We start from the raw sequence: 24,506 nt of genomic DNA, 5'->3' as shown, positions 1-24,506 counted from the left end.
CAGGCGTCCACCGCAGTCCATCGAACCGGGGCCCGTACCTCGATGTCCGTGCACAGCCATACGGCAGCCCAACAAGACGCTGCCGCTCCTGAGTTCCCGCGCCACGTGGTGACCGCGGTGCTCGTCTCCCACGACGGCGCCCGCTGGCTGCCCGACGCGCTCGCCGGCCTGCTCGGCCAGGAGCGCCCCGTGCAGAACGCGGTGGCGGCCGACACCGGCAGCGCGGACGACTCCGCCCAGCTGCTCACCGACGCACTCGGCGCCGACCGGGTGCTGCACCTCGCCCGCCGGACCGGCTTCGGCCAGGCCGTCGAGGAGGCCATCCGCGGCGCCGGTGTGCTCACCCCCGACGAGCTGCCCTACCTGAAGCGCCCCAGTGGCTGGGACCCCGTCACCCGTACCTGGCGCGACGACGCGTACGACATGCCGGAGCTTCCGTACGGCGAACCCGAGCAGTGGCTCTGGCTGCTGCACGACGACTGCGCCCCCGAGCCCGACGCCCTCGCCCACCTGCTCCGCGTCGTGGAGAACGAGCAGGAGCTCGGCAAGGAAGTCGCCGTCGTGGGCCCCAAGCTCCGTGGCTGGTACGACCGGCGCGCCCTCCTGGAGGTCGGCGTCACCATCGCCAACTCCGGCCGCCGCTGGACCGGTCTGGACCGCCGCGAACAGGACCAGGGCCAGCACGACCACGTCCACCCCGTGCTCGCCGTCTCCACCGCCGGCATGCTGATCCGCCGTGATGTCTTCGAGGAGCTCGGCGGCTTCGACCGGCGCCTGCCCCTGATGCGTGACGACGTCGACCTGTGCTGGCGCGCCCATTCCGCGGGACACCGCGTCCTGGTCGCCCCCGAGGCGGTCGTCCGGCACGCCGAGGCGGCCTCCCGTGAGCGCCGCACCGTCGACTGCGTGGGGCGCACCTCCGCCTCCCCGCACAAGGTCGACAAGGCGGGCGCCGTCTACACCCTGCTGGTCAACGCCCGGACGGCACAGCTCCCCTGGATCCTGATCCGGCTCGTCCTCGGCACCCTGCTGCGCACCCTCGCCTACCTCGTCGGCAAGGTCCCCGGACAGGCCGTCGACGAGATCCGCGGCCTGCTCGGCACCCTGCTGCGGCCCGAGCGGATCCTCGCGGGCCGCCGCAGGCGAGGCAGCCCACAGGTCGACAAGGGTGAGTTGCGCGCGCTGTTCCCGCCCCCCGGCGCGACCGTGCGGGCCACCGTCGAGCAGGCCGCGGGCAACCTCATGGGCAGCGACGACCCCGAGGCCACCGCCGGCGCCGGACGGCACGGCGGCGCCGTCGAGTCCGGTCCCGGCGGCGACGACGCCGACTTCCTCGAGATCGAGCAGTTCGCCCGTCTCAAGCGCATCGCCCGCAACCCCGGCCCGATGCTCTTCCTGGTCCTGCTGTTCGTCTCCCTGCTCGCCTGCCGCGGCCTCCTCGGCGGCGGGGCGCTCGCGGGCGGCGCGCTGCTGCCCGCGCCCGCCGACGCCTCCGAGCTCTGGTCGCGCTACCTCGACGGCTGGCACCCGGTGGGAGCCGGCGGCACCGAGTCCGCGCCGCCCTACCTCGCCCTCGTCGCGCTGCTGTCCTCGCTGCTCCTCGGCTCCACCGGGCTCGCGGTCACCGTGCTCATGGTGGCCTCCGTGCCGCTGGCCGGCTTCGCCGCGTACTTCGCCTCCCGCCCGCTCGTCGAGTCGCGCCTGCTGCGCGCCTGGGCGTCCGTGGCGTACGCGTTCCTGCCCGCCGCCGCCGGAGCGCTCGCGGGCGGCCGGGTCGGCACCGCCTTCCTCGCGATCCTGCTGCCGCTCATCGCCCGCGCGGGCATCGCCGCGAGCGGGCTGGCGCACGCCTCCGGCGCGCGCGGCAGCTGGCGCGCCACCTGGGCGTACGCCCTGCTGCTGAGCTTCACCACGGCGTTCACGCCGATCGTGTGGCCCATCGCGCTGGTCCTCGGGATCGCGCTCCTCGCCGTGCGCCGCAGGGAGCTCACGGCGTACGGGCCGCGGTTCCTGGCCCAGCTGGGCACCCCGCTGCTGGTCCTCGCCCCCTGGTCGCTGACGCTGCTTCCGTTCGGCTTCTTCAAGGAGGCCGGCCTGCCGTACGGCGCGAGCGCGGCCTCCGCACTCGACCTGCTCGGCGCCAGCCCCGGCGGTCCCGGCACGGTCAGCGGAGTGATGCTCATCGGCATCGTGCTCGCCGCGCTGGCCGCCCTCTTGCGCGGTGAGCGACAGCGCGCGGTCTGGACGGCCTGGGCCGTCGCCCTGGTGGCGCTCGTCTTCGCCGTGCTGTCCAACAAGTCGGCGTGGGCCGGCCCCGCCACCCTGGTCTACGGCCTCGCGCTGCTCGTCGCCGCCGCGCTCGGCGCCGACGGGGCACGCTCCCGCGTGGCCGAGCAGAGCTTCGGCTGGCGCCAGCCGGTCGCCGCGCTCATCGCGTTCGCCTCGGCCGCGGGCCCGCTGCTCGTGGCCGCCGGGTGGGTCATCGGCGGCGCCGACGGTCCCGTGGAGCGCCGCGACCCGGTGCAGGTGCCGGCGTTCGTCGCCGAGGAGAGCGGCACCCGTGACCAGGCCCGCACCCTGGTGCTCGACAGCGACACCGCCGCCCGCGTCGGCTACACCCTCGTGCGCGGCTCCGGCGGGCGCATGGGCGACGGCGAACTCGCGGCGTCGGGCGGCGAGAACAAGAGGCTCGACAAGGTCGTCGCCAACCTCGTCGCGGGCTCCGGCGCCGACCAGGCCGACCAGCTCGGCGGATTCGCGGTGCGTTACGTCCTGGTCCGCAAGGGCGCGCCCCGCGAGGTGAGCCGCGTCCTGGACGCCACGCCGGGGCTGTCCCGGCTCAGCCAGCAGGACGGAAGCGCGCTGTGGCGTCTGGACCGTCAGGTCTCGCGCGCCTCGATCGTCCCCAGGTCCGGTGAGCCGCTGTCCATCGCCGCCGGACCCGTCGAGCTGCACACCACCGTCCCCGCCGGCTCCGAGGGCCGCGTCCTGCGCCTCGCCGACACGGCGGACGCCGGCTGGACGGCGACCCTGGACGGAAAGCCGCTCACCCGCACCACGGTCGACGGCTGGGCGCAGGGCTTCGAACTGCCCGCGAACGGCGGCAGGCTGGACGTCGCCTTCGACGCCCCGCTGAGCCACACCGGCTGGCTGTGGGCCCAGGGCGCGCTCGCCGTCGTCCTCGTGGTCCTCGCCCTGCCCGGGCGGCGCCGCGACATCGACGACGACCTCCCCGAGGAGCCGGCCCTGCCCGCCCAGGACGTCACGGGTGACGGCCGCCGTGCCCGCCGCCTGCGCGCCCAGGCCGAGGCCGAGGCGGACGAGGCGGCCCGGACGGGCCAGGACGCGGACCTCCTCATGCCCGATGAGGAGCCGGAGGACGGTCCCGCCGCGATCCCGCACCAGCAGACGTACGGCGAATGGGACGCGCCCAGCTACGCGGGCGCCGACTACGGCTCCTACGGCGGCGAGCAGTACCAGGGCACGCAGCAGTACCAGGCGGGCACCTACGAACAGCCGTACCAGGCCGATCCGTACCAGGCGGACCCGTACCAGACCGGTCAGTACGACCCGTACGGGTACGGGAACACGACGTCGTACGACCAGACGTACCAGCAGGGCTACGAGACGGCGTACGACCCGCAGCAGCCCCCGATGCCCCCGCAGCCGCCGCACGGCACCGACAGTGAGCGCCCCGACGGGAGCCAGCAGTGAACCGCACCACCCTGTCCCTGATCGCCGGCGCGGCCGCGCTCGCCGCCGTCACCGGCTTCGCCTCGCTCAACGCGCCTGCCGCATCCATCGACAGCACCGCACGCGCGGCCGTCCAGCAGCCCGTGGAGCGCAGCCGCCTGCTGTGCCCCCAACCCAGCACGTCCGACCTCGCGGAGACGGCGTACACGTCCTTCACGCCCGTCACCCGGGGCACGAGCGAGGGCGGCAAGGCCGAACTGCAGTCCGCGACCGAGGAGTCGCCGGACTCCCCGAGCGGCAAGAAGACCGGCAAGAAGGCCTCCAAGCCCGCCGTGGTGCCCAAGGCGCCCGGCACGCCGGCCACCGGCGACAGCTCGGGCGCCCAGGGACCCGCCCTGGTGGGCACCGCCGAGGGCCGGTTCGCGCCCGGCTGGACCGTCCAGGAGACCACCGAGGTCGCCGCGGGCACCGGACGCGGCCTGCTCGGCACCAACTGCACGGCCCCGGACACCGAGTTCTGGTTCCCGGGCGCCAGCACCGCCGACAGCCGCACCGACTACGTGCACCTGACCAACCCGGACGACTCGGCCGCCGTCGTCGACATCGAGCTCTACGGCAAGGACGGGACACTCAAGTCCACCGTGGGCGACGGCATCACGGTCCCGCCGCACGCCGGCGAGCCGATCCTGCTGAGCACGCTCACCGGCGCGCCGCAGACCGACCTCACGGTCCATGTCACCGTCCGCAGCGGCCGTGTCGGCGCGGCCGTCCAGGCCCTGGACGACCGGACCGGCGGCGACTGGCTGGGCGCCTCCACCGACCCGGCGGGCAGCCTCGTCATGCCGGGCATCCCGAAGGACGCCACCTCCGTGCGGCTGGTCGCCTTCGCGCCCGGCGACCAGGACGCCGACCTGAAGGTGCGACTCGCCTCGCCCTCGGGGCTGATCACCCCGGCCGGCAACGAGACGCTCCACATCAAGTCCGGCATGACCACCGCGGTCGACCTCGGCGACGTCACACGCGGCGAGGCGGGCTCCCTGGTGCTCACCCCCACCGGCGGCACCCCGGTGCCGGTCGTCGCCGCCCTGCGGGTGGTGCGCGGCAAGGGCGACAAGCAGGAGTCGGCGTTCATCCCGGCCACGGCTCCGGTCGCCGCGCGCGCGTCGGTCGCCGACAACAGCGCCAAGGGCACCACACTCGCCCTGTCAGCGCCCGGCCGGTCCGCCCAGGTCAAGGTCACCGCGTCCGCGGGCAGCGAGGGCGGCACACCGGTGACGAAGACGTACACGATCAAGGGCGGTACGACCCAGGACGTCGACGCCCCCGCGCCGAGCGGTCTGCGGGGGACGTACGCCCTGACGGTCGAGTCGGTCTCCGGAGGTCCCGTCTACGCCTCGCGGACGCTCGCCTCCACCCAGGAGGGCGTGCCCGGCTTCACGATCCAGACACTTCCGGACGACCACGGGACGGTGGCGGTCCCGGAGGCGGACCAGGACCTGTCGGTACTGCTCAAGAGCTGATCACTTACGAGTGATCCCGGACGGGTGATCCACCGGGTCCCGAGGGGACGCGGTGGATCCTCACTCCTCGCCGTAGCGCGGGTCCACCGTCTCCGGAGTCAGCCCCAGAAGTTCCGCGACCTGCTCCACGACGACCTCGTGCACCAGCGCGGCACGCTCGTCGCGGCCCTTGGTGCGGATCTCGACCGGGCGGCGGTAGACGACCACGCGCGCGGGATGGCCCTCACGTGCGGCGATCGTGCCGCCCAGCGGCACCGCCTCGTCGTTCCAGCTCTCGCCGGGGCCGTCGAGGCGCGGCACCTCCAGGACCATGAAGTCGATGTCGGCGAGCTGCGGCCAGCGCCGCTCCAGGCGCTCCACGGAGTCCTGCACGAGGTCCGCGAAGACCTCGGCGCGGCTCGCCGCGAGCGGCACCTGGGGCGGCGCGACGGGGCCGCGCATGCCCCTTCCGTGGCGATCACGGCGGCGGGGCCCGGGTGCTGCGGCGCGGGGCGGTACGGGGGTGTCCATCACTCACGAAGCGTAGTCCCCGCGAGGGTCGCGCGCCCGGCCCCACGCGGCTGCCCGCGACCCCTCGGCGGGGGCCCGGCGGGTGTTCCGGATGTCGCTGGATGACCATTCCAGCCAACCTTGGGCTCGATTCCGTATCCCTCCAGGACCGTCGCACACATGGCAATTGACATGGTTTGCACCAAGTGGCGACCGGATTCAGGTGTGTTCGGCCCTCCGGCGGCGGAGGTCGTCCCAGGTCGGCGAGGCGGGTCCGGTGGCCCCTGTGGGCGGTCTCACAGCACGACACGGTGGGGTGACCTGGGGGAGAGTCGTCGCGGCCCGCTCAAGAGTGCGGTACCGTCCAACGTCGTGAGCCCTGTACGTCGCTGTTCGCGAACCGCTTGCGGCCGTCCGGCCGTCGCGACGCTGACGTACGTCTACGCCGACTCGACCGCGGTCCTCGGCCCGCTCGCCACCTACGCCGAACCCCACTGCTACGACCTGTGCGCCGAGCACTCCGAGCGCCTCACCGCGCCCCGTGGCTGGGAGGTCGTCCGGCTCGCCGACGCCTCCGCCCCCTCCCGCCCCAGCGGTGACGATCTGGAGGCGCTCGCCAACGCGGTGCGTGAGGCGGCCCGTCCGCAGCAGCGCGCCGCCGAGGCCGGCGGCAGCGGGCGGTCGGCGGACCCGATGGAGGTCGCCCGCCGCGGCCACCTGCGGGTGCTGCGCTCACCGGACAACTGAGCGCCCGCTCCGCACAGTTCCCGCGTTCCGGGCTCCGCGACCCGACACGACCGGCGCCCTGCCCGCCACCTCTCCACTTCCCCGCCTCTCTCCTTCTCGCGCCCCGGTGTCACAGGGCCGTGCACGCCCATTGACGGTTGGTTGTCGCGGACACGACCATTTCCGCAGCCGTGAGAAATCGCTTTCCGCATCGCGGAATCTCCCGCGCGGCCGAATCCGGGGAGGCGCCCGTGTACGTCCAGGAAGTGGAACCCGTCGCCGACTCGCTCGGCCTGTCCGCCCTCGTCGCGGCCCTGCCCCTCGTCCTCGTCCTCGTGCTGCTCGGCGGCGTCCGCATGAAGGCGCACGTGGCGGCCCTCCTCGGACTCCTCGCCGCAGCCCTGGTCGCCCTGTTCGCGTACGGCATGCCGGTCGGCCAGACGCTGTCCAGCGCCGCCCAGGGAGCCGCCTTCGGCCTCTTCCCCATCCTGTGGATCGTCGTCAACGCCCTGTGGGTGTACCGGATGACGGTCCGCACCCGGCACTTCGACATCCTTCGACGCTCCTTCGGGCGCCTCTCCGACGACCCGCGCATCCAGGCCCTCGTCGTCGCCTTCTGCTTCGGCGCGCTCCTGGAGGCGCTCGCGGGCTTCGGCGCACCCGTCGCGATCTGCTCCGTGATGCTGGTCGCCCTCGGCTTCGACCCGGTGCGCGCGGCCGTGGTGGCACTCGTCGCCAACACCGCGCCGGTCGCCTTCGGCGCGATGGGCACACCGGTCGTCACTCTCGCCCAGGTCACCGGCCTGCCACTGGACTCGGTGGCCTCCGTGGTGGGCCGTCAGACGCCCCTGCTGGCCCTCGTGGTGCCCCTGCTGCTCGTGGCGCTGGTCGACGGGCGGCGCGGCCTGCGGGAGGCCTGGGCACCCGCTCTGGCGTGCGGAGTCGCCTTCGCCGCCGCCCAGTTCGCCGCCTCCAACTACGTCTCCGCCCAACTCGCGGACATCGCCGCGGCGTTGGCGGGTGCCGCCGCCCTGGTCGCCCTGCCGCAGGCGCGCCGGGCCGCCGCCGAGCCCGTACGCGTCGCGGTCCTGACCGGCGTCCGCAGCACGGACCTGGACGAGGAGGACCCCCGTCCCGAAGTCGTGCGCGCCTACGCCCCGTACGCCCTGATCGTCGTCGTTTTCTCGGTCGCCCAGATACCGGCGGTCAAGAACTGGCTGGCGGGAGCGACGCGGACGTTCGACTGGCCCTTCCTGAACGTCGTGAATCCGGACGGCAAGCCGGTCGGCGGCAACGTCTTCACGCTCCCGATCGTCTCGACCGGCGGCACCCTCGTACTGCTCGCCGGGCTGTGCACGGCCGCCGTTCTCGGTGTCCACGCGCGCGTGGCGGTCGAGGAATGGGCGGCCACCGTCCGTGAGTTGAGGTTCGCGATCCTCACCGTCACCTCCGTTCTGGCCCTCGCCTACGTGATGAACCTGTCGGGCCAGGCCGCCACGATCGGCCAGTTCGTGGCGGCGGCCGGCGCGGGCCTCGCCTTCCTGTCACCCGTCCTCGGCTGGTTCGGTGTGGCCGTCACCGGCTCCGACACCTCGTCGAACGCCCTGTTCGGCGCCCTCCAGGTGAGCGCGGCCCGCGAGTCGGGGCTCTCTCCCGAACTGCTCGCCGCCGCCAACAGTTCGGGAGGCGTCCTCGGCAAAATGATCTCCCCGCAGAACCTGACCATCGCGTGCGCGGCGGTCGGGCTCGCGGGCCGCGAGGGGGATCTGCTGCGCAAGGTGCTGCCGTGGAGCGCGGGGCTGCTGCTGATCATGTGCCTGATCGTGCTGGGGCAGAGCTCGCCCGTCCTCGGGTGGATGCTGCCCTGACGGGGTCCCGTCCGTGCGTTACCCCGGGGTGACGAGTGGGGCTTCCCAGGTGACGGATGCGCGTCCGATCAGCCGCCGCACAGCGGACTGTCTGCACGGACGGGTAGCTTGGGGTGACCGAAGTGGACTTCTGGAGGGTTGGCCGTGACTGCTGATCTGTCGCAGCTCGTGAAGGCGTACGACGTACGCGGGGTGGTCCCGGACCAGTGGGACGAGTCGCTGGCCGAGCTGTTCGGGGCCGCCTTCGTCCAGGTGACCGGAGCGGAAGCCATCGTGATCGGGCATGACATGCGGCCTTCGTCGCCCGGCCTGTCGCGGGCCTTCGCGCGCGGGGCGGCGGCGCGCGGGGTCGACGTGACCGAGATCGGGCTCTGCTCGACGGACCAGCTGTACTACGCGTCGGGCGCGTTCGACCTGCCCGGCGCCATGTTCACGGCCTCGCACAACCCCGCGCAGTACAACGGCATCAAGATGTGCCGCGCGGGCGCGTCCCCCGTCGGCCAGGACACCGGCCTCGCCGAGATCCGCGAACTCGTGGAGTCCTGGCTCGACTCGGGCGCCCCGGCCTCGGACGCCACGCCGGGCTCGATCACCCAGCGCGACACGCTGGAGGACTACGCGGGATACCTGCGCTCGCTCGTCGACCTGGCCTCCATCCGCCCCCTGAAGGTCGTCGTCGACGCGGGCAACGGCATGGGCGGGCACACCGTGCCGACCGTCTTCGCCGGCCTGCCCCTGGACCTCGTCCCGATGTACTTCGAGCTGGACGGCACGTTCCCGAATCACGAGGCGAACCCGCTGGACCCGGCGAACATCGTGGACCTCCAGCAGCGCGTCCGCGACGAGGGCGCCGACATCGGCATCGCCTTCGACGGCGACGCGGACCGCTGCTTCGTCGTCGACGAGCACGGCGACCCGGTCTCCCCTTCCGCCGTCACCGCGCTGGTGGCCTCCCGCGAGCTCGCCAAGCACGGCGGCGGCACGGTCATCCACAACCTGATCACTTCCTGGTCGGTCCCGGAGGTCGTCCGCGAGCAGGGCGGCACGCCGGTCCGCACCCGTGTCGGCCACTCGTTCATCAAGGCCGAGATGGCCCGCACCGGCGCGATCTTCGGCGGCGAGCACTCCGCGCACTACTACTTCCGTGACTTCTGGAACGCCGACACGGGCATGCTGGCCGCCCTCCACGTCCTCGCCGCGCTCGGCGGCCAGGACGGCCCGCTCTCCGAGCTCGTCGCCGCGTACGACCGCTACGCCGCCTCCGGCGAGATCAACTCCACCGTCGACGACCAGACGGCCCGCCTCACCGCGATCAGGGACACCTATCAGGGCCGTGAGGGCGTCACCATCGACGAACTCGACGGTCTGACCGTCACCGCGGACGACTGGTGGTTCAACGTCCGCCCCTCCAACACCGAGCCCCTCCTCCGCCTCAACGCGGAGGCCAGGGACGAGGCGACGGTGGCGAAGGTACGCGACGAGGTACTGGACCTCATCCGAGGCTGAACCCGGCCCGGACGACCCGCCCCGGAACCATTCGGCGCGGGCCCACGCCTCCGGCCGGTCCGGGACCGTCCAGGGCGGGCTGACGCTTCCGGCCGGTCCGGGACCGTCCAGGGCGGGCTGACGCTTCCGGCCGGTCCGGGACCGTCCAGGGCGGGCTGACGCTTCCGGCCGGTCCGGGACCGTCCAGGGCGGGCTGACGCTTCCGGCCGGTCCGGGACCGTCCAGGGCGGGCTGACACCTCCGGCCCGTTCGGAACCGTCCAGCGCAGGCCCGCACCTCCAGTACGGGCCCGCGTATCCAGCCCGTCCGGCGTTTGAGGACGAGCCCTTCGGGCGACGCGGGGGTCCAGGGGGCGGCAGCCCCTTGGCGGGGTCCGGGTCCGAGCCCTTGGCGGGGTCCGGGTCCGAGCCCCTGCCGGGGGCCGAGGCAAAGACCGGCGGGGGCCAGGGCGAAGCCCCAGGCGCAGGACGCCGAAGCCCCCGGTCACCTAACTCCGGCACCCGGCCCCCCACAGCGGTACTCTGACCAGGCCGCATCCACCTGTTCGAAAGGACATCCCATGCCGCTCGAAGCCGGCCTCCTGGAGATCCTCGCCTGCCCGGCCTGCCACGCCCCGCTCAAGGAGCAGGAGAGCGAGCTGGTCTGCACGGGACAGGACTGCGGCCTCGCCTACCCCGTCCGGGACGGCATCCCCGTACTGCTCGTCGACGAGGCCCGCCGCCCCGCGTAAGCGAGCCACCGGGCGCCGCCACCACCCGGGCGCCCACCCCGCACCACAGCGACACAGGCGACACACCGGCGATCGGGAGGCTGCCGACCCATGCTCGACGACTCGCTGCTCGACGACCCAGAGGCGCTCGCCCGCGCCGACCGTCGTGAGCTGCTCCGAGGCGCCGCCGAGGCCGGCGCCCGCGTGCGTACCGCGGTCCGGCACGCCACGGAGGCCGGGATCCCGGACCTGAAGCCGGACGGCCGCCCACGCGCGGTCCTGATCGCCGGCCCCGGACTGGCGGCCACCGGAGTGGCCGAACTGCTCGGCACGCTCGCCGGAGCAAGCTGCCCCGTCACCCGGCTCACCCCCACCGGCGTCGCCCCCGCGGGAGGCGCCCTGCGCTGGGAGCTGCCCGGCTGGGCCGGCCCGGTGGACCTCGTGCTGATCGCCACCCCGGACGGCGCCGAACCAGGACTCGAACTCCTGGTCGAGCAGGCGTACCGGCGCGGCAGCTCCGTCGTCGCGGTGGCCCCCACCGGCACCCCGATCGCCGAAGCGGTGGAGGGCACGCACGGCCTGTTCGTACCGATGGCGACCGCCCCGTACGAGCCGAACTCACCCCTCGCGGCCTCCGCCCCCGGCGTCCTGTGGGCGCTGCTCACCCCGCTCCTCGCCCTGCTGGACCGCACCGGCCTGGTCTCGGCCCCGCCCGAGGCGCTGCAGAAGGTCGCCGACCGCCTCGACCACGTGGCCGAACGCTGCGGCCCGGCCATCGCGACCTACGGCAACCCCGCCAAGACGCTCGCCGCCGATCTGGCCGAGGCACTCCCGGTGATCTGGACGGAGGGCACCTCCGCGGGCCCCGCGGGCCGCCGTTTCACCGCCGCGCTCGCGGAACTGGCGGGCCGCCCCGCGCTCGCCGCGGAACTCCCCGAGGCGCTCGCCGCCCACAGCGTCCTGCTCTCGGGCGCACTGGCCGCGGCCGCCGACCCCGACGACTTCTTCCGCGACCGCGTCGAGGAGCAGCAGGTCCTGCACGCGCGCGTGGTGCTCCTGCGCGACCGGCCGGCCGGCGGCCTCACCGCCGCGCCCGCCGCCCGCGAGCTGGCCCTCAGCCACGACACCGCGATCAGCGAGCTCGAACCCGAGGAGGGCGGCGACCTCGAGACGCTCGCGGAACTGATCGCCGTCACGGATTTCGCCGCCGTTTACCTGGCGCTCGCCTCGGGGGCCTGACCTTGACCCACACCGGCTGACGCCCCACCCGGGCGCACGGCCACGGGCGCCCACCTGGTGGGGAAACGACCGCAGAGCAGCGTACGTACGGAGAAGAAAAGCGCACATGGACCGCCTCGACAACACCGTCCGCCCCTACGCCTGGGGCTCGACCACCGCCATACCGCGGCTGCTCGGCGTCGAGCCGACCGGTGAACCGCAGGCGGAGATGTGGATGGGCGCGCACCCCGGCGCCCCCTCGCTCACGGCGCGCGGTCCCCTCACCGAGGTCATAGGCGAGGACCCCGAGAAGGAGCTCGGCCGCGCGGCCGTCGCCAGGTTCGGCCCCCGGCTGCCGTTCCTGCTGAAGATCCTCGCCGCGGGCGCCCCCCTCTCCCTCCAGGTGCACCCGAACCTCGAACAGGCGAGGGAGGGATTCGAGGACGAGGAGCGCCGGGGCATCCCGATCGACGCCCCGCACCGCAACTACAAGGACGCCAACCACAAACCCGAACTCATCTGCGCGCTCACCGAGTTCGACGGCCTGTGCGGCTTCCGCACCCCGGACGAGGCCGCCGCCCTCCTCGCCGCCCTGGACGTCGACTCCCTCAAGCCGTACGTCGACCTGCTGCGCGCCCACCCGCAGGACGCGGCCCTGCGCGAGGTCCTGACAGCGGTGCTGAGCGCGGACCCCGACGACATGGCCCGCACGGTCACCGAGGCCGCGGCCGCCTGCGACCGCCTGGGCGGCGCCCACGCCCCGTACGCCGACATCGCGCACCACTACCCGGGCGACCCCGGCGTCATCGCCGCGATGCTCCTCAACTACGTCCAACTGCAGCCCGGCGAAGCCCTGTTCCTCGGCGCCGGCGTCCCGCACGCGTACCTGAACGGCCTGGGCGTCGAGATCATGGCCAACAGCGACAACGTCCTGCGCTGCGGTCTGACCCCCAAGCACGTCGACGTCCCCGAACTGCTGCGCGTCGTCCGCTTCGAGGCGAGCGACCCCGGTGTCCTGCGCCCGGAGGAGTCGCCCGGCGGCGAGGAGGTCTACGCGACCCCCATCGACGAGTTCCGCCTCTCCCGCTACGTCCTCGCGGAGGGTGCCGCCCCGCACGACCTCACCCGCGAGACCCCGCAGATCCTGCTCTGCACGGCGGGTTCCGTCCACGCGGACGGCGAGGTCCTGACCCCCGGCCGGTCGGTCTTCGTACCGGCCGGCGAAAAGGCCGAGGTGTCCGGCTCGGGCACGATCTTCCGTGCGACAGTGGTCGCCTGACGGGGTGACGGCAGCCGCCCGGCCCGGTCGCCGGGGTGGCCAGCCGCGCCGCCCCCGAACCGGGCTGCAACAATGGCCCACCGCAAAGGGCGGGCAAAGCCCGGACCGGGGTACGAGGGTACGGACGGGGACCGGGACGGCGTACGAAGGGACAGCAGGAGCAGATGAGCGCTTCAGGCGGCACCAGGGCGATCGTGGCGGCACTCGGCGCAAACCTCGCGATCGCGGTAACGAAGTTCGTCGCGTTCGCCTTCAGCGGTTCGTCCTCGATGCTCGCCGAGGGTGTCCACTCGATCGCCGACTCCGGCAACCAGGCCCTGCTCCTGATCGGCGGCAAGAAGGCCCAGCGCGAGGCGACGCCCCAGCACCCCTTCGGCTACGGCCGTGAACGCTACATCTACGCCTTCCTCGTCTCGATCGTCCTCTTCTCGGTCGGCGGCATGTTCGCCGTCTACGAGGGCTACGAGAAGATCAAGCACCCGCACGAGATCGAGCACTGGTACTGGCCGGTGGGCGTCCTGGTGTTCGCGATCATCGCCGAGGGCTTCTCCTTCCGCACGGCCATCAAGGAGTCCAACGAACTGCGCGGGAAGCTGTCCTGGTCGCAGTTCATCCGCCGCGCCAAGGCCCCCGAGCTCCCGGTCGTCCTCCTCGAGGACTTCGGCGCACTGATCGGTCTGGTCCTCGCCCTCGGCGGCGTCGGCCTGGCCCTGCTCACCGACGACGGCCTCTGGGACGGCATCGGCACGCTCTGCATCGGCGTCCTGCTCATCCTGATCGCGCTGGTCCTGGCCGCCGAGACCAAGTCCCTGCTGCTGGGCGAGGCGGCCGGCGTCGACGACGTGAAGAAGATCGAGACCGCGATCGTCGACGGCGACACGGTCACCGGCATCATCCACATGCGCACGCTCCACCTCGGCCCGGAGGAACTCCTGGTCGCCGCGAAGATCGCCGTCCAGCACGACGACACGGCGGGCGAGGTCGCCGCAGCGATCAACGCCGCCGAGGCCCGCATCCGGGAGTCCGTCCCGATCGCGCGCGTCATCTACCTGGAGCCGGACATCTACAGCGAGGCCGAGGCGGCCAAGGGCCCGGACCCCGACGCGGCCCCCGGGGGCCCGGCACGTCCGGCCGAGCACTGACCTCGAAACCCCGCAGACGTGCGCGGCGAGCCCATGTCCCGGCGCCCGCGCACCCAGACGCTAGGGGTTTCCTGGGAACCTCCGAGGCACACTATGGCCGGAGCCGGACTGGGGAGGCCTGGGGTGACCGGTGTAGCTTGGTGACTGAGCCAGACGTCGCTGCTGATGGCGGTCGGGCGGTCCCACCGCGGACCGGCCGAGGGAGAGAGGGCCTCCGACGGACTGAGCTGCGCGCACCGGGCGCACCTGTGCCCGAGGGCACCCTTGTGCCCGCCGTCGCGCAGAACAGCCGTACCCACCTCGCCACAATCCCGAGGAGCAGCTCCCCATGACGACTGTCGACAACCGACAGGACTTCAAGGTCGCCGATCTTTCGCTGGCCGACTTCGGCCGCAAGGAGATCACCCTCGCCGAGCACGAGATGCCCGGCCTGATGTCGATCCGCAAGGAGTACGCGGCCACGCAGCCCCTGGCCGGCGCCCGCGTCACCGGCTCCCTGCACATGACGGTGCAGACCGCCGTCCTCATCGAGACCCTCGTCGCCCTCGGCGCCGAGGTCCGCTGGGCCTCCTGCAACATCTTCTCCACCCAGGACCACGCCGCCGCGGCCATCGCCGTCGGCCCGAACGGCACGCCGGACAACCCGCAGGGCGTCCCGGTCTTCGCCTGGAAGGGCGAGACCCTGGAGGAGTACTGGTGGTGCACGGAGCAGGCTCTGACCTGGCCGAACACCCCCACCGGCGGCCCGAACATGATCCTGGACGACGGCGGTGACGCCACCCTCCTCGTCCACAAGGGCGTCGAGTACGAGAAGGACGGGAAGGTCCCCTCGGTCGACACCGCCGAGTCCGACGAGCACCGCGTCATCCTCGAACTCCTGAACCGCACCATCACCGACGGCTCGCAGAAGTGGACCCAGCTCGCCTCGGAGATCCGCGGCGTGACCGAGGAGACCACGACCGGCGTGCACCGTCTGTACGAGATGCACCGCGACGGCACCCTCCTGTTCCCGGCGATCAACGTGAACGACGCCGTCACCAAGTCGAAGTTCGACAACAAGTACGGCTGCCGCCACTCCCTGATCGACGGCATCAACCGTGCCACCGACGTCCTGATCGGCGGCAAGACCGCCGTCGTCTGCGGCTACGGCGACGTGGGCAAGGGCTGCGCGGAGTCCCTCCGCGGCCAGGGCGCCCGCGTGATCATCACCGAGATCGACCCGATCTGCGCCCTGCAGGCGGCCATGGACGGCTACCAGGTCACGACCCTCGACGAGGTCGTCGACAAGGCCGACATCTTCGTCACCACGACCGGTAACAAGGACATCATCATGGCCTCGGACATGGCCAAGATGAAGCACCAGGCGATCGTGGGCAACATCGGTCACTTCGACAACGAGATCGACATGGCCGGCCTGGCGCAGATCCCGGGCATCGTCAAGGACGAGGTCAAGCCGCAGGTCCACACCTGGAAGTTCCCCGACGGCAAGGTGCTCATCGTGCTGTCGGAGGGCCGCCTGCTGAACCTGGGCAACGCCACCGGCCACCCGTCGTTCGTGATGTCCAACTCCTTCGCGGACCAGACGCTGGCCCAGATCGAGCTGTTCACCAAGCCCGACGAATACCCGACCGACGTCTACGTGCTGCCCAAGCACCTCGACGAGAAGGTCGCCCGTCTCCACCTCGACGCCCTCGGCGTCAAGCTCACGACGCTCCGCCCGGAGCAGGCCGCCTACATCGGCGTAGAGGTCGAGGGCCCGTACAAGTCGGACCACTACCGCTACTGAGCACCCCCGCCGAGCGGCCGCACCGGCCGCGCGGCGTACGGATGTCAGCAGGCCCCCGCCCCCGTGGCGGGGGCCTGTCCCCGATGAGGACCTGAACGCCCATGCCACGCGGCCGTTATTCGCTCCACGATCCGCACGATCACACCCCCCTGGCCGAAGAACACTTCCACTGCGCGCCGGGGCCCTCGGGCTGGCGCTACGTCTCCCAGCTGACGGCACCCTCCGGCGACCACGCCGGCTCCGTCGATCTGGCTCTCGACGAGCTGGGCCGCCCCATCCGGCTGGAACTGCACGCCGCGAGCTGGCAGGTCCGGGGCGCCGCGCTCGAAGGCGTCACCTGGGTCCGCACCGATCCCACGGGCACCGAGGCCACCGAGGGCAATGCCCACGCCCATGCCTTCACCGGCACGTCCCCCGCGTTCCTCGTCGCCACGGCCCGTCTCCTGCGCCTCACCCCCTCCGGGTCGGCCACCCGCGTACGCCTCGTCGCCTTCACCGACCCGGTCCTCGCCCCCCGCACCCTCGACCAGTCCTGGGCCCTGGTCTCGAGAGAAACACACGCCACTGACAACGGCCCCCTGATCGTCGACGCGTACCAGGTCACAGCGCTGGACACGGGAGAACAGCACGCCGTGCACCTGTCGGGAGACGTCGTCCTCGCGGCACCCGGCATCGAGCTGGAACACCTCGAATCACCGCCGTCGGCGTTCGCCTGAGGCCGGCCCCCCGCGGTGGGCGTCAGGCGGGCGGCGCGAATCCGGTCGCGGGCCGGTCGGTCCGCTCCTCCCGCGCCGCCGAGGGCCGAACCGCCTGCCGCCCCGGCGACCCGTCGCCGTCCACGACCGGCGACGCATGGGAAACCCCAGCGGCAGGAGCGGAGGCGGGAGCCGCCTGAGGATCCGGGAATCCCGGTTGCCGCACGACCGGGCCACTCACGCCCGGCATCCCGGCGACGAACCCGCCCGGACCTCCCGGCACCGCTGCGACGGCCGGCCTGCCCCCGAAGGCCCGTCTGGCATCCCGCGCCTGCCGTTCGTGCACCACGGCCGCCAGATACGCGGCCGCCGGGACACCCTGTGGCGCGGGCGCCCCGGTACGGGCGGCGAGATCCGAGGCCAGCCGCTCCGCCATCGCCGCACCGACCTGCGGATCCAGCTGCCGCATCCGCGTCAGGTACTGGCGGACGGCCAGCCACAGCCCGTCCGGCACCGCCGACAGGTCGAGCCCGGAGAAACGTCCCGCCAACCAGGGCGGCGGGGGAGGCACGAACGCGCTCCGCCCGGCCGGAATCCGCTCCCGTACGACGAGCGTCCCGGCGAACACGTCACCGAGCCGCCGCCCCCGCTCCGACACGAGCGAGGCGATGCACGCGACGATCCCGAACGTCATCAGGATCTCGACCACCCCGATGGCACCGCGCACCAGCGCGTGCCGGAACCGGATCGGCCCCCCGTCGTCCCGGACCACCCGCAGCCCGAACGCCAGCTTCCCCAGCGAACGGCCGTGGCTGAGCGTCTCCACCGCGATCGGCCCACCGACCAGCAGCAGAACGAAACTGGCGATCGACACCGCGACCTGCGCCGCCTCGTCCAGGGCCGCCGTCGAGGCGACCAGGGCGACGGTGACGACCAGATAGGCCGCCATCGCCACGACCAGGTCGAGCAGCACGGCCAGCGCGCGGCTCGGCAGTTTCGCGGGGCGCAGCTCCAGCGCCACCGCCTCGCCCGTCACTAGCTCACTCACGCTCGTCCGTCCTTCCCCTGACCTGCCCCGAGAACCGCCAGTCTGCCAAGCTGTGGGCAACATCGCGCCGCGGTACGACAAGCTGACACGCGGTACGAGAGGACGAGGAGCAGCAGAACCGATGGACCTCGACGTCTTCGTGTCCGCGCACGGCGCGGAGTGGGACCGCCTGGACGCCCTGTTGCGCCGTCGGCGCCGGCTCACCGGAGCGGAGGCCGACGAACTCGTGGCCCTGTACCAACGCACGGCCACCCATCTCTCCCTCATCCAGTCCAGTGCCCCGGACCCGCAGCTCACCGGGCGCCTCAGCCAGTTGGTGGCACGCGCGCGCAGCGCCGTGACCGGCACTCGCCGCGCCTCCTGGCGCGATGTCACCCGCTTCCTCACCCAGGGGTTCCCCGCCGCCGTCTACCGCTCGCGCCACTGGTGGGTGCCCACAGCACTCTTCTCCACCGCCGTCGCGGTCCTCCTGGGGTGGTGGATCGGCGCGCACCCGGAGGTCCAGTCCTCGATCGCGGCTCCCGCAGAACTGCGCCGGCTCACGCGCCCCGGCGGCGAGTACGAGACCTACTACTCGAGTCACCCGGCGGCCTCCTTCGCGGCCCAGGTGTGGACGAACAACGCCGAGGCCGCCGCGATGTGCCTGGTCCTGGGCGTCTTCCTGGGGATACCCGTGCTCTGGATCCTCCTCCAGAACATGCTCAACGTAGGTGTCGGCATCGGCCTGATGTCGTCGGCCGGCCGCCTCGACACCTTCCTCGGCCTGATCCTTCCGCACGGTCTCCTGGAACTGACGGCCGTCTTCGTCGCCGCGGGTACGGGCCTGCGCCTGGGCTGGACCCTGATAGATCCGGGCCCCCGCTCCCGCCGCACAGCCCTCGCCGAAGAGGGCCGAGCCGCCCTCGGCATGGCGATCGGCCTGGCGCTGGTCCTGTTCGTCTCGGGCGCCATCGAAGGCTTCGTCACCCCGTCCGGCCTCCCCACCTGGGCCCGCATCGCCATAGGGATCGTGGCTGAACTGGCCTTCCTCACGTACGTCTATGTCCTGGGCGGTCGTGCCGTACGGGCCGGTGACACCGGTGACGTCGAGGAGGCCGAGCGCAGCGCCACGCTGCCGACGGCCGCGTGATGTGCGACTGCGCCCGCTGACCTGCTAGTCTCCTCTTCGCCCCACAGGAGCCATTGACATGGAGCCGGTGGGGAGGTAGATTCGAACAGTTGCCTAGAACTGGACACGTCCAGTCGGTGGCAGTTAGCATCTGCGAGCTTCTTGTGAACGCGATTCCGAGAAGCACCTCCCGATTAGTCAGGACCGAGCGGCCGGTAAGGCCGATCAAAAGCTTCTGATAAAGTCGGACATGCCGAAAGAGAGCCGCAAGGCGCGAATAGGCAAAGGCTCCTCCAACGGCCACTGGAAATGAATTCCGACCGGAAACGGAACGGAAAACAGATCTGGTAAAGTCGGAACCGCCGGAAAGGGAAACGCGAAAGCGGAAACCTGGAAAGCATCGAGGAAATCGGATACGGAAACGGTCTGATAGAGTCGGAAACGCAAGACCGAAGGGAAGCGCCCGGAGGAAAGCCCGAGAGGGTGAGTACAAAGGAAGCGTCCGTTCCTTGAGAACTCAACAGCGTGCCAAAAATCAACGCCAGATATGTTGATACCCCGTCTCCGGCCGATCGGCTGGGACGAGGTTCCTTTGAAAAAGTCCTGCCCCTTCGGGGTAGGCGCACAGCGAGGACGCTGTGAACCGGGAGGATTATTCCTCTTCCTGGTTCCGCTCTCGTGGTGTCGTCCCGATTACGGGAAAACATTCACGGAGAGTTTGATCCTGGCTCAGGACGAACGCTGGCGGCGTGCTTAACACATGCAAGTCGAACGATGAAGCCCTTCGGGGTGGATTAGTGGCGAACGGGTGAGTAACACGTGGGCAATCTGCCCTTCACTCTGGGACAAGCCCTGGAAACGGGGTCTAATACCGGATAATACCTGCCTGGGCATCTGGGTGGGTTGAAAGCTCCGGCGGTGAAGGATGAGCCCGCGGCCTATCAGCTTGTTGGTGAGGTAGTGGCTCACCAAGGCGACGACGGGTAGCCGGCCTGAGAGGGCGACCGGCCACACTGGGACTGAGACACGGCCCAGACTCCTACGGGAGGCAGCAGTGGGGAATATTGCACAATGGGCGAAAGCCTGATGCAGCGACGCCGCGTGAGGGATGACGGCCTTCGGGTTGTAAACCTCTTTCAGCAGGGAAGAAGCGAAAGTGACGGTACCTGCAGAAGAAGCGCCGGCTAACTACGTGCCAGCAGCCGCGGTAATACGTAGGGCGCAAGCGTTGTCCGGAATTATTGGGCGTAAAGAGCTCGTAGGCGGCTTGTCACGTCGGGTGTGAAAGCCCGGGGCTTAACCCCGGGTCTGCATTCGATACGGGCTAGCTAGAGTGTGGTAGGGGAGATCGGAATTCCTGGTGTAGCGGTGAAATGCGCAGATATCAGGAGGAACACCGGTGGCGAAGGCGGATCTCTGGGCCATTACTGACGCTGAGGAGCGAAAGCGTGGGGAGCGAACAGGATTAGATACCCTGGTAGTCCACGCCGTAAACGGTGGGAACTAGGTGTTGGCGACATTCCACGTCGTCGGTGCCGCAGCTAACGCATTAAGTTCCCCGCCTGGGGAGTACGGCCGCAAGGCTAAAACTCAAAGGAATTGACGGGGGCCCGCACAAGCAGCGGAGCATGTGGCTTAATTCGACGCAACGCGAAGAACCTTACCAAGGCTTGACATACACCGGAAAGCATTAGAGATAGTGCCCCCCTTGTGGTCGGTGTACAGGTGGTGCATGGCTGTCGTCAGCTCGTGTCGTGAGATGTTGGGTTAAGTCCCGCAACGAGCGCAACCCTTGTTCTGTGTTGCCAGCATGCCCTTCGGGGTGATGGGGACTCACAGGAGACTGCCGGGGTCAACTCGGAGGAAGGTGGGGACGACGTCAAGTCATCATGCCCCTTATGTCTTGGGCTGCACACGTGCTACAATGGCAGGTACAATGAGCTGCGAAGCCGTGAGGCGGAGCGAATCTCAAAAAGCCTGTCTCAGTTCGGATTGGGGTCTGCAACTCGACCCCATGAAGTCGGAGTTGCTAGTAATCGCAGATCAGCATTGCTGCGGTGAATACGTTCCCGGGCCTTGTACACACCGCCCGTCACGTCACGAAAGTCGGTAACACCCGAAGCCGGTGGCCCAACCCCTTGTGGGAGGGAGCTGTCGAAGGTGGGACTGGCGATTGGGACGAAGTCGTAACAAGGTAGCCGTACCGGAAGGTGCGGCTGGATCACCTCCTTTCTAAGGAGCACTTCTTACCGATCCCTCCGGGGTGAGGTCAGAGGCCACTACGTCGGCAAATGTTCGACGGTGGTTGCTCATGGGTGGAACGTTGATTATTCGGCACACTTGATCGTCTTCTCCTTCCAGTACTGTCCTTCGGGGCGTGGAACGAATGAGGGAAGCGGGGAGTGTGTCGGGCACGCTGTTGGGTGTCTGAAGGTACGGCCGATTGTTGGCTGCCTTCAGTGCCGGCCCCAGTGAACTTGCCTTCGGGCAGGGTGATGGGTGGTTGGTCGTTGTTTGAGAACTGCACAGTGGACGCGAGCATCTGTGGCCAAGTTTTTAAGGGCGCACGGTGGATGCCTTGGCACCAGGAACCGATGAAGGACGTGGGAGGCCACGATAGTCCCCGGGGAGTCGTCAACCAGGCTTTGATCCGGGGGTTTCCGAATGGGGAAACCCGGCAGTCGTCATGGGCTGTCACCCTTGCCTGAACACATAGGGCAAGTGGAGGGAACGCGGGGAAGTGAAACATCTCAGTACCCGCAGGAAGAGAAAACAACCGTGATTCCGGGAGTAGTGGCGAGCGAAACTGGATGAGGCCAAACCATATGCGTGTGAGACCCGGCAGGGGTTGCGTATGTGGGGTTGTGGGATTTCTCTTTCACGGTCTGCCGGCCGTGAGACGAGTCAGAAACCGTTGATGTAGGCGAAGGACATGCGAAAGGTCCGGCGTAGAGGGTAAGACCCCCGTAGTCGAAACGTCAACGGCTCGTTTGAGAAACACCCAAGTAGCACGGGGCCCGAGAAATCCCGTGTGAATCTGGCGGGACCACCCGCTAAGCCTAAATATTCCCTGGTGACCGATAGCGGATAGTACCGTGAGGGAATGGTGAAAAGTACCGCGGGAGCGGAGTGAAATAGTACCTGAAACCGTGTGCCTACAAGCCGTGGGAGCGTCGGATATGTGCTTGCACATATCTCGTGACTGCGTGCCTTTTGAAGAATGAGCCTGCGAGTTTGCGGTGTGTTGCGAGGTTAACCCGTGTGGGGAAGCCGTAGCGAAAGCGAGTCCGAATAGGGCGATTTAGTAGCGCGCTCAAGACCCGAAGCGGAGTGATCTAGCCATGGGCAGGTTGAAGCGGCTGTAAGAGGTCGTGGAGGACCGAACCCACCAGGGTTGAAAACCTGGGGGATGACCTGTGGTTAGGGGTGAAAGGCCAATCAAACTCCGTGATAGCTGGTTCTCCCCGAAATGCATTTAGGTGCAGCGTCGTGTGTTTCTTGCCGGAGGTAGAGCACTGGATAGGCGATGGGCCCTACCGGGTTACTGACCTTAGCCAAACTCCGAATGCCGGTAAGTGAGAGCGCGGCAGTGAGACTGTGGGGGATAAGCTCCATGGTCGAGAGGGAAACAGCCCAGAGCATCGACTAAGGCCCCTAAGCGTACGCTAAGTGGGAAAGGATGTGGAGTCGCACAGACAACCAGGAGGTTGGCTTAGAAGCAGCCACCCTTGAAAGAGTGCGTAATAGCTCACTGGTCTAGTGATTCCGCGCCGACAATGTAGCGGGGCTCAAGCGTACCGCCGAAGTCGTGTCATTGCAGCAATAGGGCCAACGCCTGCTGTGATGGGTAGGGGAGCGTCGTGTGCCGGGTGAAGCCGCGCCGGAAGGCAGTGGTGGACGGTTCACGAGTGAGAATGCAGGCATGAGTAGCGATACACACGTGAGAAACGTGTGCGCCGATTGACTAAGGGTTCCTGGGTCAAGCTGATCTGCCCAGGGTAAGTCGGGACCTAAGGCGAGGCCGACAGGCGTAGTCGATGGATAACCGGTTGATATTCCGGTACCCGCTGTGAAGCGTCAAACATTGAACCAGGCGATGCTAAGTCCGTGAAGCCGCCCTGGAGCCTTCGGGCAAAGGGGAGTGGTGGAGCCGATGGTCCAGACCTGTAGTAGGTGAGTGATGGGGTGACGCAGGAAGGTAGTCCATCCCGGGCGGTGGTTGTCCCGGGGTAAGGGTGTAGGCCGTGTGATAGGTAAATCCGTCGCACATCAAGGCTGAGACCTGATGCCGAGCCGATTGTGGTGAAGTGGATGATCCTATGCTGTCGAGAAAAGCCTCTAGCGAGTTTCATGGCGGCCCGTACCCTAAACCGACTCAGGTGGTCAGGTAGAGAATACCGAGGCGTTCGGGTGAACTATGGTTAAGGAACTCGGCAAAATGCCCCCGTAACTTCGGGAGAAGGGGGGCCATCACTGGTGATCCGATTTACTCGGTGAGCTGGGGGTGGCCGCAGAGACCAGCGAGAAGCGACTGTTTACTAAAAACACAGGTCCGTGCGAAGCCGTAAGGCGATGTATACGGACTGACGCCTGCCCGGTGCTGGAACGTTAAGGGGACCGGTTAGTCAAACTTCGGTTTGGCGAAGCTGAGAACTTAAGCGCCAGTAAACGGCGGTGGTAACTATAACCATCCTAAGGTAGCGAAATTCCTTGTCGGGTAAGTTCCGACCTGCACGAATGGCGTAACGACTTCTCGACTGTCTCAACCATAGGCCCGGTGAAATTGCACTACGAGTAAAGATGCTCGTTTCGCGCAGCAGGACGGAAAGACCCCGGGACCTTTACTACAGTTTGATATTGGTGTTCGGTTCGGCTTGTGTAGGATAGCTGGGAGACTTTGAAGTCATGGCGCCAGCCATGGTGGAGTCGTCGTTGAAATACCAGTCTGGTCGTGCTGGATGTCTAACCTGGGTCCGTGATCCGGATCAGGGACAGTGTCTGATGGGTAGTTTAACTGGGGCGGTTGCCTCCTAAAGAGTAACGGAGGCGCCCAAAGGTTCCCTCAGCCTGGTTGGTAATCAGGTGTTGAGTGTAAGTGCACAAGGGAGCTTGACTGTGAGACCGACGGGTCGAGCAGGGACGAAAGTCGGGACTAGTGATCCGGCGGTGGCTTGTGGAAGCGCCGTCGCTCAACGGATAAAAGGTACCCCGGGGATAACAGGCTGATCTTCCCCAAGAGTCCATATCGACGGGATGGTTTGGCACCTCGATGTCGGCTCGTCGCATCCTGGGGCTGGAGTCGGTCCCAAGGGTTGGGCTGTTCGCCCATTAAAGCGGTACGCGAGCTGGGTTTAGAACGTCGTGAGACAGTTCGGTCCCTATCCGCTGTGCGCGTAGGAATATTGAGAAGGGCTGTCCCTAGTACGAGAGGACCGGGACGGACGAACCTCTGGTGTGCCAGTTGTCCTGCCAAGGGCATGGCTGGTTGGCTACGTTCGGGAGGGATAACCGCTGAAAGCATCTAAGCGGGAAGCCTGCTTCGAGATGAGTATTCCCACCCCCTTTGAGGGGTTAAGGCTCCCAGTAGACGACTGGGTTGATAGGCCGGATCTGGAAGGCGGGTAACCGCTGGAGGTGACCGGTACTAATAGGCCGAGGGCTTGTCCTCAGTTGCTCGCGTCCACTGTGTTGGTTCTGAAACCACGAACAACCGTCGTAG

Annotated in this window: 14 protein-coding genes and 2 rRNA genes; 14 read left to right on the top strand and 2 right to left on the bottom strand. The window is 69.2% G+C overall.

Annotated elements, in window-relative coordinates; translation table 11 throughout:
- Window positions 1–42: 42 nt before the first annotated feature.
- Window positions 43–3,714: a glycosyltransferase family 2 protein gene (locus OHB41_RS19740; protein WP_266699544.1), complete on the top strand. Its 3,672-nt coding sequence runs from the start codon at window positions 43–45 to the stop codon at window positions 3,712–3,714.
- Entirely contained in the window at window positions 3,711–5,213 is a 1,503-nt protein-coding gene (locus tag OHB41_RS19735; RefSeq protein ID WP_266699543.1) for a DUF5719 family protein, read from the top strand. Before OHB41_RS19740 ends, OHB41_RS19735 begins: the two co-directional genes overlap by 4 nt.
- A 60-nt stretch (window positions 5,214–5,273) precedes the next feature.
- On the opposite strand, the gene OHB41_RS19730 is transcribed toward OHB41_RS19735, so the two are convergent.
- Window positions 5,274–5,723, bottom strand: a complete 450-nt coding sequence (locus tag OHB41_RS19730; RefSeq protein WP_266706001.1) for a metallopeptidase family protein — start codon at window positions 5,721–5,723, stop codon at window positions 5,274–5,276.
- A 351-nt stretch (window positions 5,724–6,074) separates the two neighbouring features.
- On the opposite strand from OHB41_RS19730, the gene OHB41_RS19725 reads away from it, so the two are divergent.
- From OHB41_RS19725 to OHB41_RS19685, 9 genes are all read left to right on the top strand, one after another.
- A complete protein-coding gene (locus tag OHB41_RS19725; protein WP_266699542.1) occupies window positions 6,075–6,449 on the top strand; it encodes a DUF3499 domain-containing protein in 375 nt (124 codons plus the stop codon).
- Between the two features lie 230 nt (window positions 6,450–6,679).
- Window positions 6,680–8,296, top strand: a complete 1,617-nt coding sequence (locus OHB41_RS19720; protein ID WP_266699541.1) for an L-lactate permease — start codon at window positions 6,680–6,682, stop codon at window positions 8,294–8,296.
- A gap of 144 nt (window positions 8,297–8,440) precedes the next feature.
- Window positions 8,441–9,802, top strand: coding sequence for a phosphomannomutase/phosphoglucomutase (locus tag OHB41_RS19715; protein WP_266699540.1), 1,362 nt, complete (start codon window positions 8,441–8,443; stop codon window positions 9,800–9,802).
- Window positions 9,803–10,361: 559 nt separating this feature from the next.
- Entirely contained in the window at window positions 10,362–10,532 is a 171-nt protein-coding gene (locus OHB41_RS19710) for a Trm112 family protein (RefSeq protein ID WP_266699539.1), read from the top strand.
- 90 nt (window positions 10,533–10,622) lie between these two features.
- Window positions 10,623–11,750, top strand: a complete 1,128-nt coding sequence (locus OHB41_RS19705) for an SIS domain-containing protein (protein WP_266699538.1) — start codon at window positions 10,623–10,625, stop codon at window positions 11,748–11,750.
- Between the two features lie 106 nt (window positions 11,751–11,856).
- Complete coding sequence (gene manA / locus OHB41_RS19700; protein WP_266699537.1) at window positions 11,857–13,008, top strand: mannose-6-phosphate isomerase, class I; 1,152 nt, start codon at window positions 11,857–11,859, stop codon at window positions 13,006–13,008.
- A 164-nt stretch (window positions 13,009–13,172) separates the two neighbouring features.
- On the top strand, window positions 13,173–14,150 hold the full coding sequence (locus OHB41_RS19695; protein ID WP_266699536.1) for a cation diffusion facilitator family transporter: 978 nt from the start codon (window positions 13,173–13,175) through the stop codon (window positions 14,148–14,150).
- Between the two features lie 328 nt (window positions 14,151–14,478).
- Window positions 14,479–15,936: an adenosylhomocysteinase gene (gene ahcY / locus OHB41_RS19690; protein WP_266699535.1), complete on the top strand. Its 1,458-nt coding sequence runs from the start codon at window positions 14,479–14,481 to the stop codon at window positions 15,934–15,936.
- A gap of 101 nt (window positions 15,937–16,037) precedes the next feature.
- On the top strand, window positions 16,038–16,652 hold the full coding sequence (locus OHB41_RS19685) for a hypothetical protein (RefSeq protein ID WP_266699534.1): 615 nt from the start codon (window positions 16,038–16,040) through the stop codon (window positions 16,650–16,652).
- Window positions 16,653–16,674: 22 nt separating this feature from the next.
- Here the strand turns inward: OHB41_RS19685 and OHB41_RS19680 are convergent, their stop codons facing one another.
- Window positions 16,675–17,679 carry an RDD family protein gene (locus tag OHB41_RS19680; protein ID WP_266699533.1) on the bottom strand — a complete coding sequence of 335 codons (1,005 nt, stop codon included), beginning with the start codon at window positions 17,677–17,679 and terminating at the stop codon, window positions 16,675–16,677.
- Window positions 17,680–17,800: 121 nt separating this feature from the next.
- On the opposite strand from OHB41_RS19680, the gene OHB41_RS19675 reads away from it, so the two are divergent.
- The 3 genes from OHB41_RS19675 (at window position 17,801) to OHB41_RS19665 (ending at window position 24,455) form a co-directional block, all read left to right on the top strand.
- Complete coding sequence (locus OHB41_RS19675; protein WP_266699532.1) at window positions 17,801–18,808, top strand: stage II sporulation protein M; 1,008 nt, start codon at window positions 17,801–17,803, stop codon at window positions 18,806–18,808.
- Window positions 18,809–19,493: 685 nt separating this feature from the next.
- Window positions 19,494–21,019: ribosomal RNA gene (locus tag OHB41_RS19670) — 16S ribosomal RNA — on the top strand.
- A gap of 314 nt (window positions 21,020–21,333) precedes the next feature.
- A 23S ribosomal RNA gene (locus OHB41_RS19665) occupies window positions 21,334–24,455 on the top strand.
- Together the 16S and 23S rRNA genes form the textbook arrangement of a ribosomal RNA operon.
- Window positions 24,456–24,506 lie beyond the last annotated feature (51 nt).

It is taken from the genome of Streptomyces sp. NBC_01571, from assembly GCF_026339875.1.
Taxonomy (GTDB): domain Bacteria; phylum Actinomycetota; class Actinomycetes; order Streptomycetales; family Streptomycetaceae; genus Streptomyces.
The sequence above is the reverse complement of the archived record's forward strand: the minus strand, read 5'-3'. Positions and strand labels throughout refer to the sequence as shown.

Excerpts from the sequence above, each read along its gene's own strand:
- OHB41_RS19740 (WP_266699544.1), top strand. The coding sequence starts at position 43 with ATGTCCGTGCACAGCCATACGGCAGCCCAACAAGACGCTGCCGCTCCT.
- OHB41_RS19730 (WP_266706001.1), bottom strand. The coding sequence starts at position 5,723 with ATGGACACCCCCGTACCGCCCCGCGCCGCAGCACCCGGGCCCCGCCGC.
- OHB41_RS19710 (WP_266699539.1), top strand. The coding sequence starts at position 10,362 with ATGCCGCTCGAAGCCGGCCTCCTGGAGATCCTCGCCTGCCCGGCCTGC.
- OHB41_RS19705 (WP_266699538.1), top strand. The coding sequence starts at position 10,623 with ATGCTCGACGACTCGCTGCTCGACGACCCAGAGGCGCTCGCCCGCGCC.
- manA (WP_266699537.1), top strand. The coding sequence starts at position 11,857 with ATGGACCGCCTCGACAACACCGTCCGCCCCTACGCCTGGGGCTCGACC.
- OHB41_RS19695 (WP_266699536.1), top strand. The coding sequence starts at position 13,173 with ATGAGCGCTTCAGGCGGCACCAGGGCGATCGTGGCGGCACTCGGCGCA.
- ahcY (WP_266699535.1), top strand. The coding sequence starts at position 14,479 with ATGACGACTGTCGACAACCGACAGGACTTCAAGGTCGCCGATCTTTCG.
- OHB41_RS19685 (WP_266699534.1), top strand. The coding sequence starts at position 16,038 with ATGCCACGCGGCCGTTATTCGCTCCACGATCCGCACGATCACACCCCC.
- OHB41_RS19675 (WP_266699532.1), top strand. The coding sequence starts at position 17,801 with ATGGACCTCGACGTCTTCGTGTCCGCGCACGGCGCGGAGTGGGACCGC.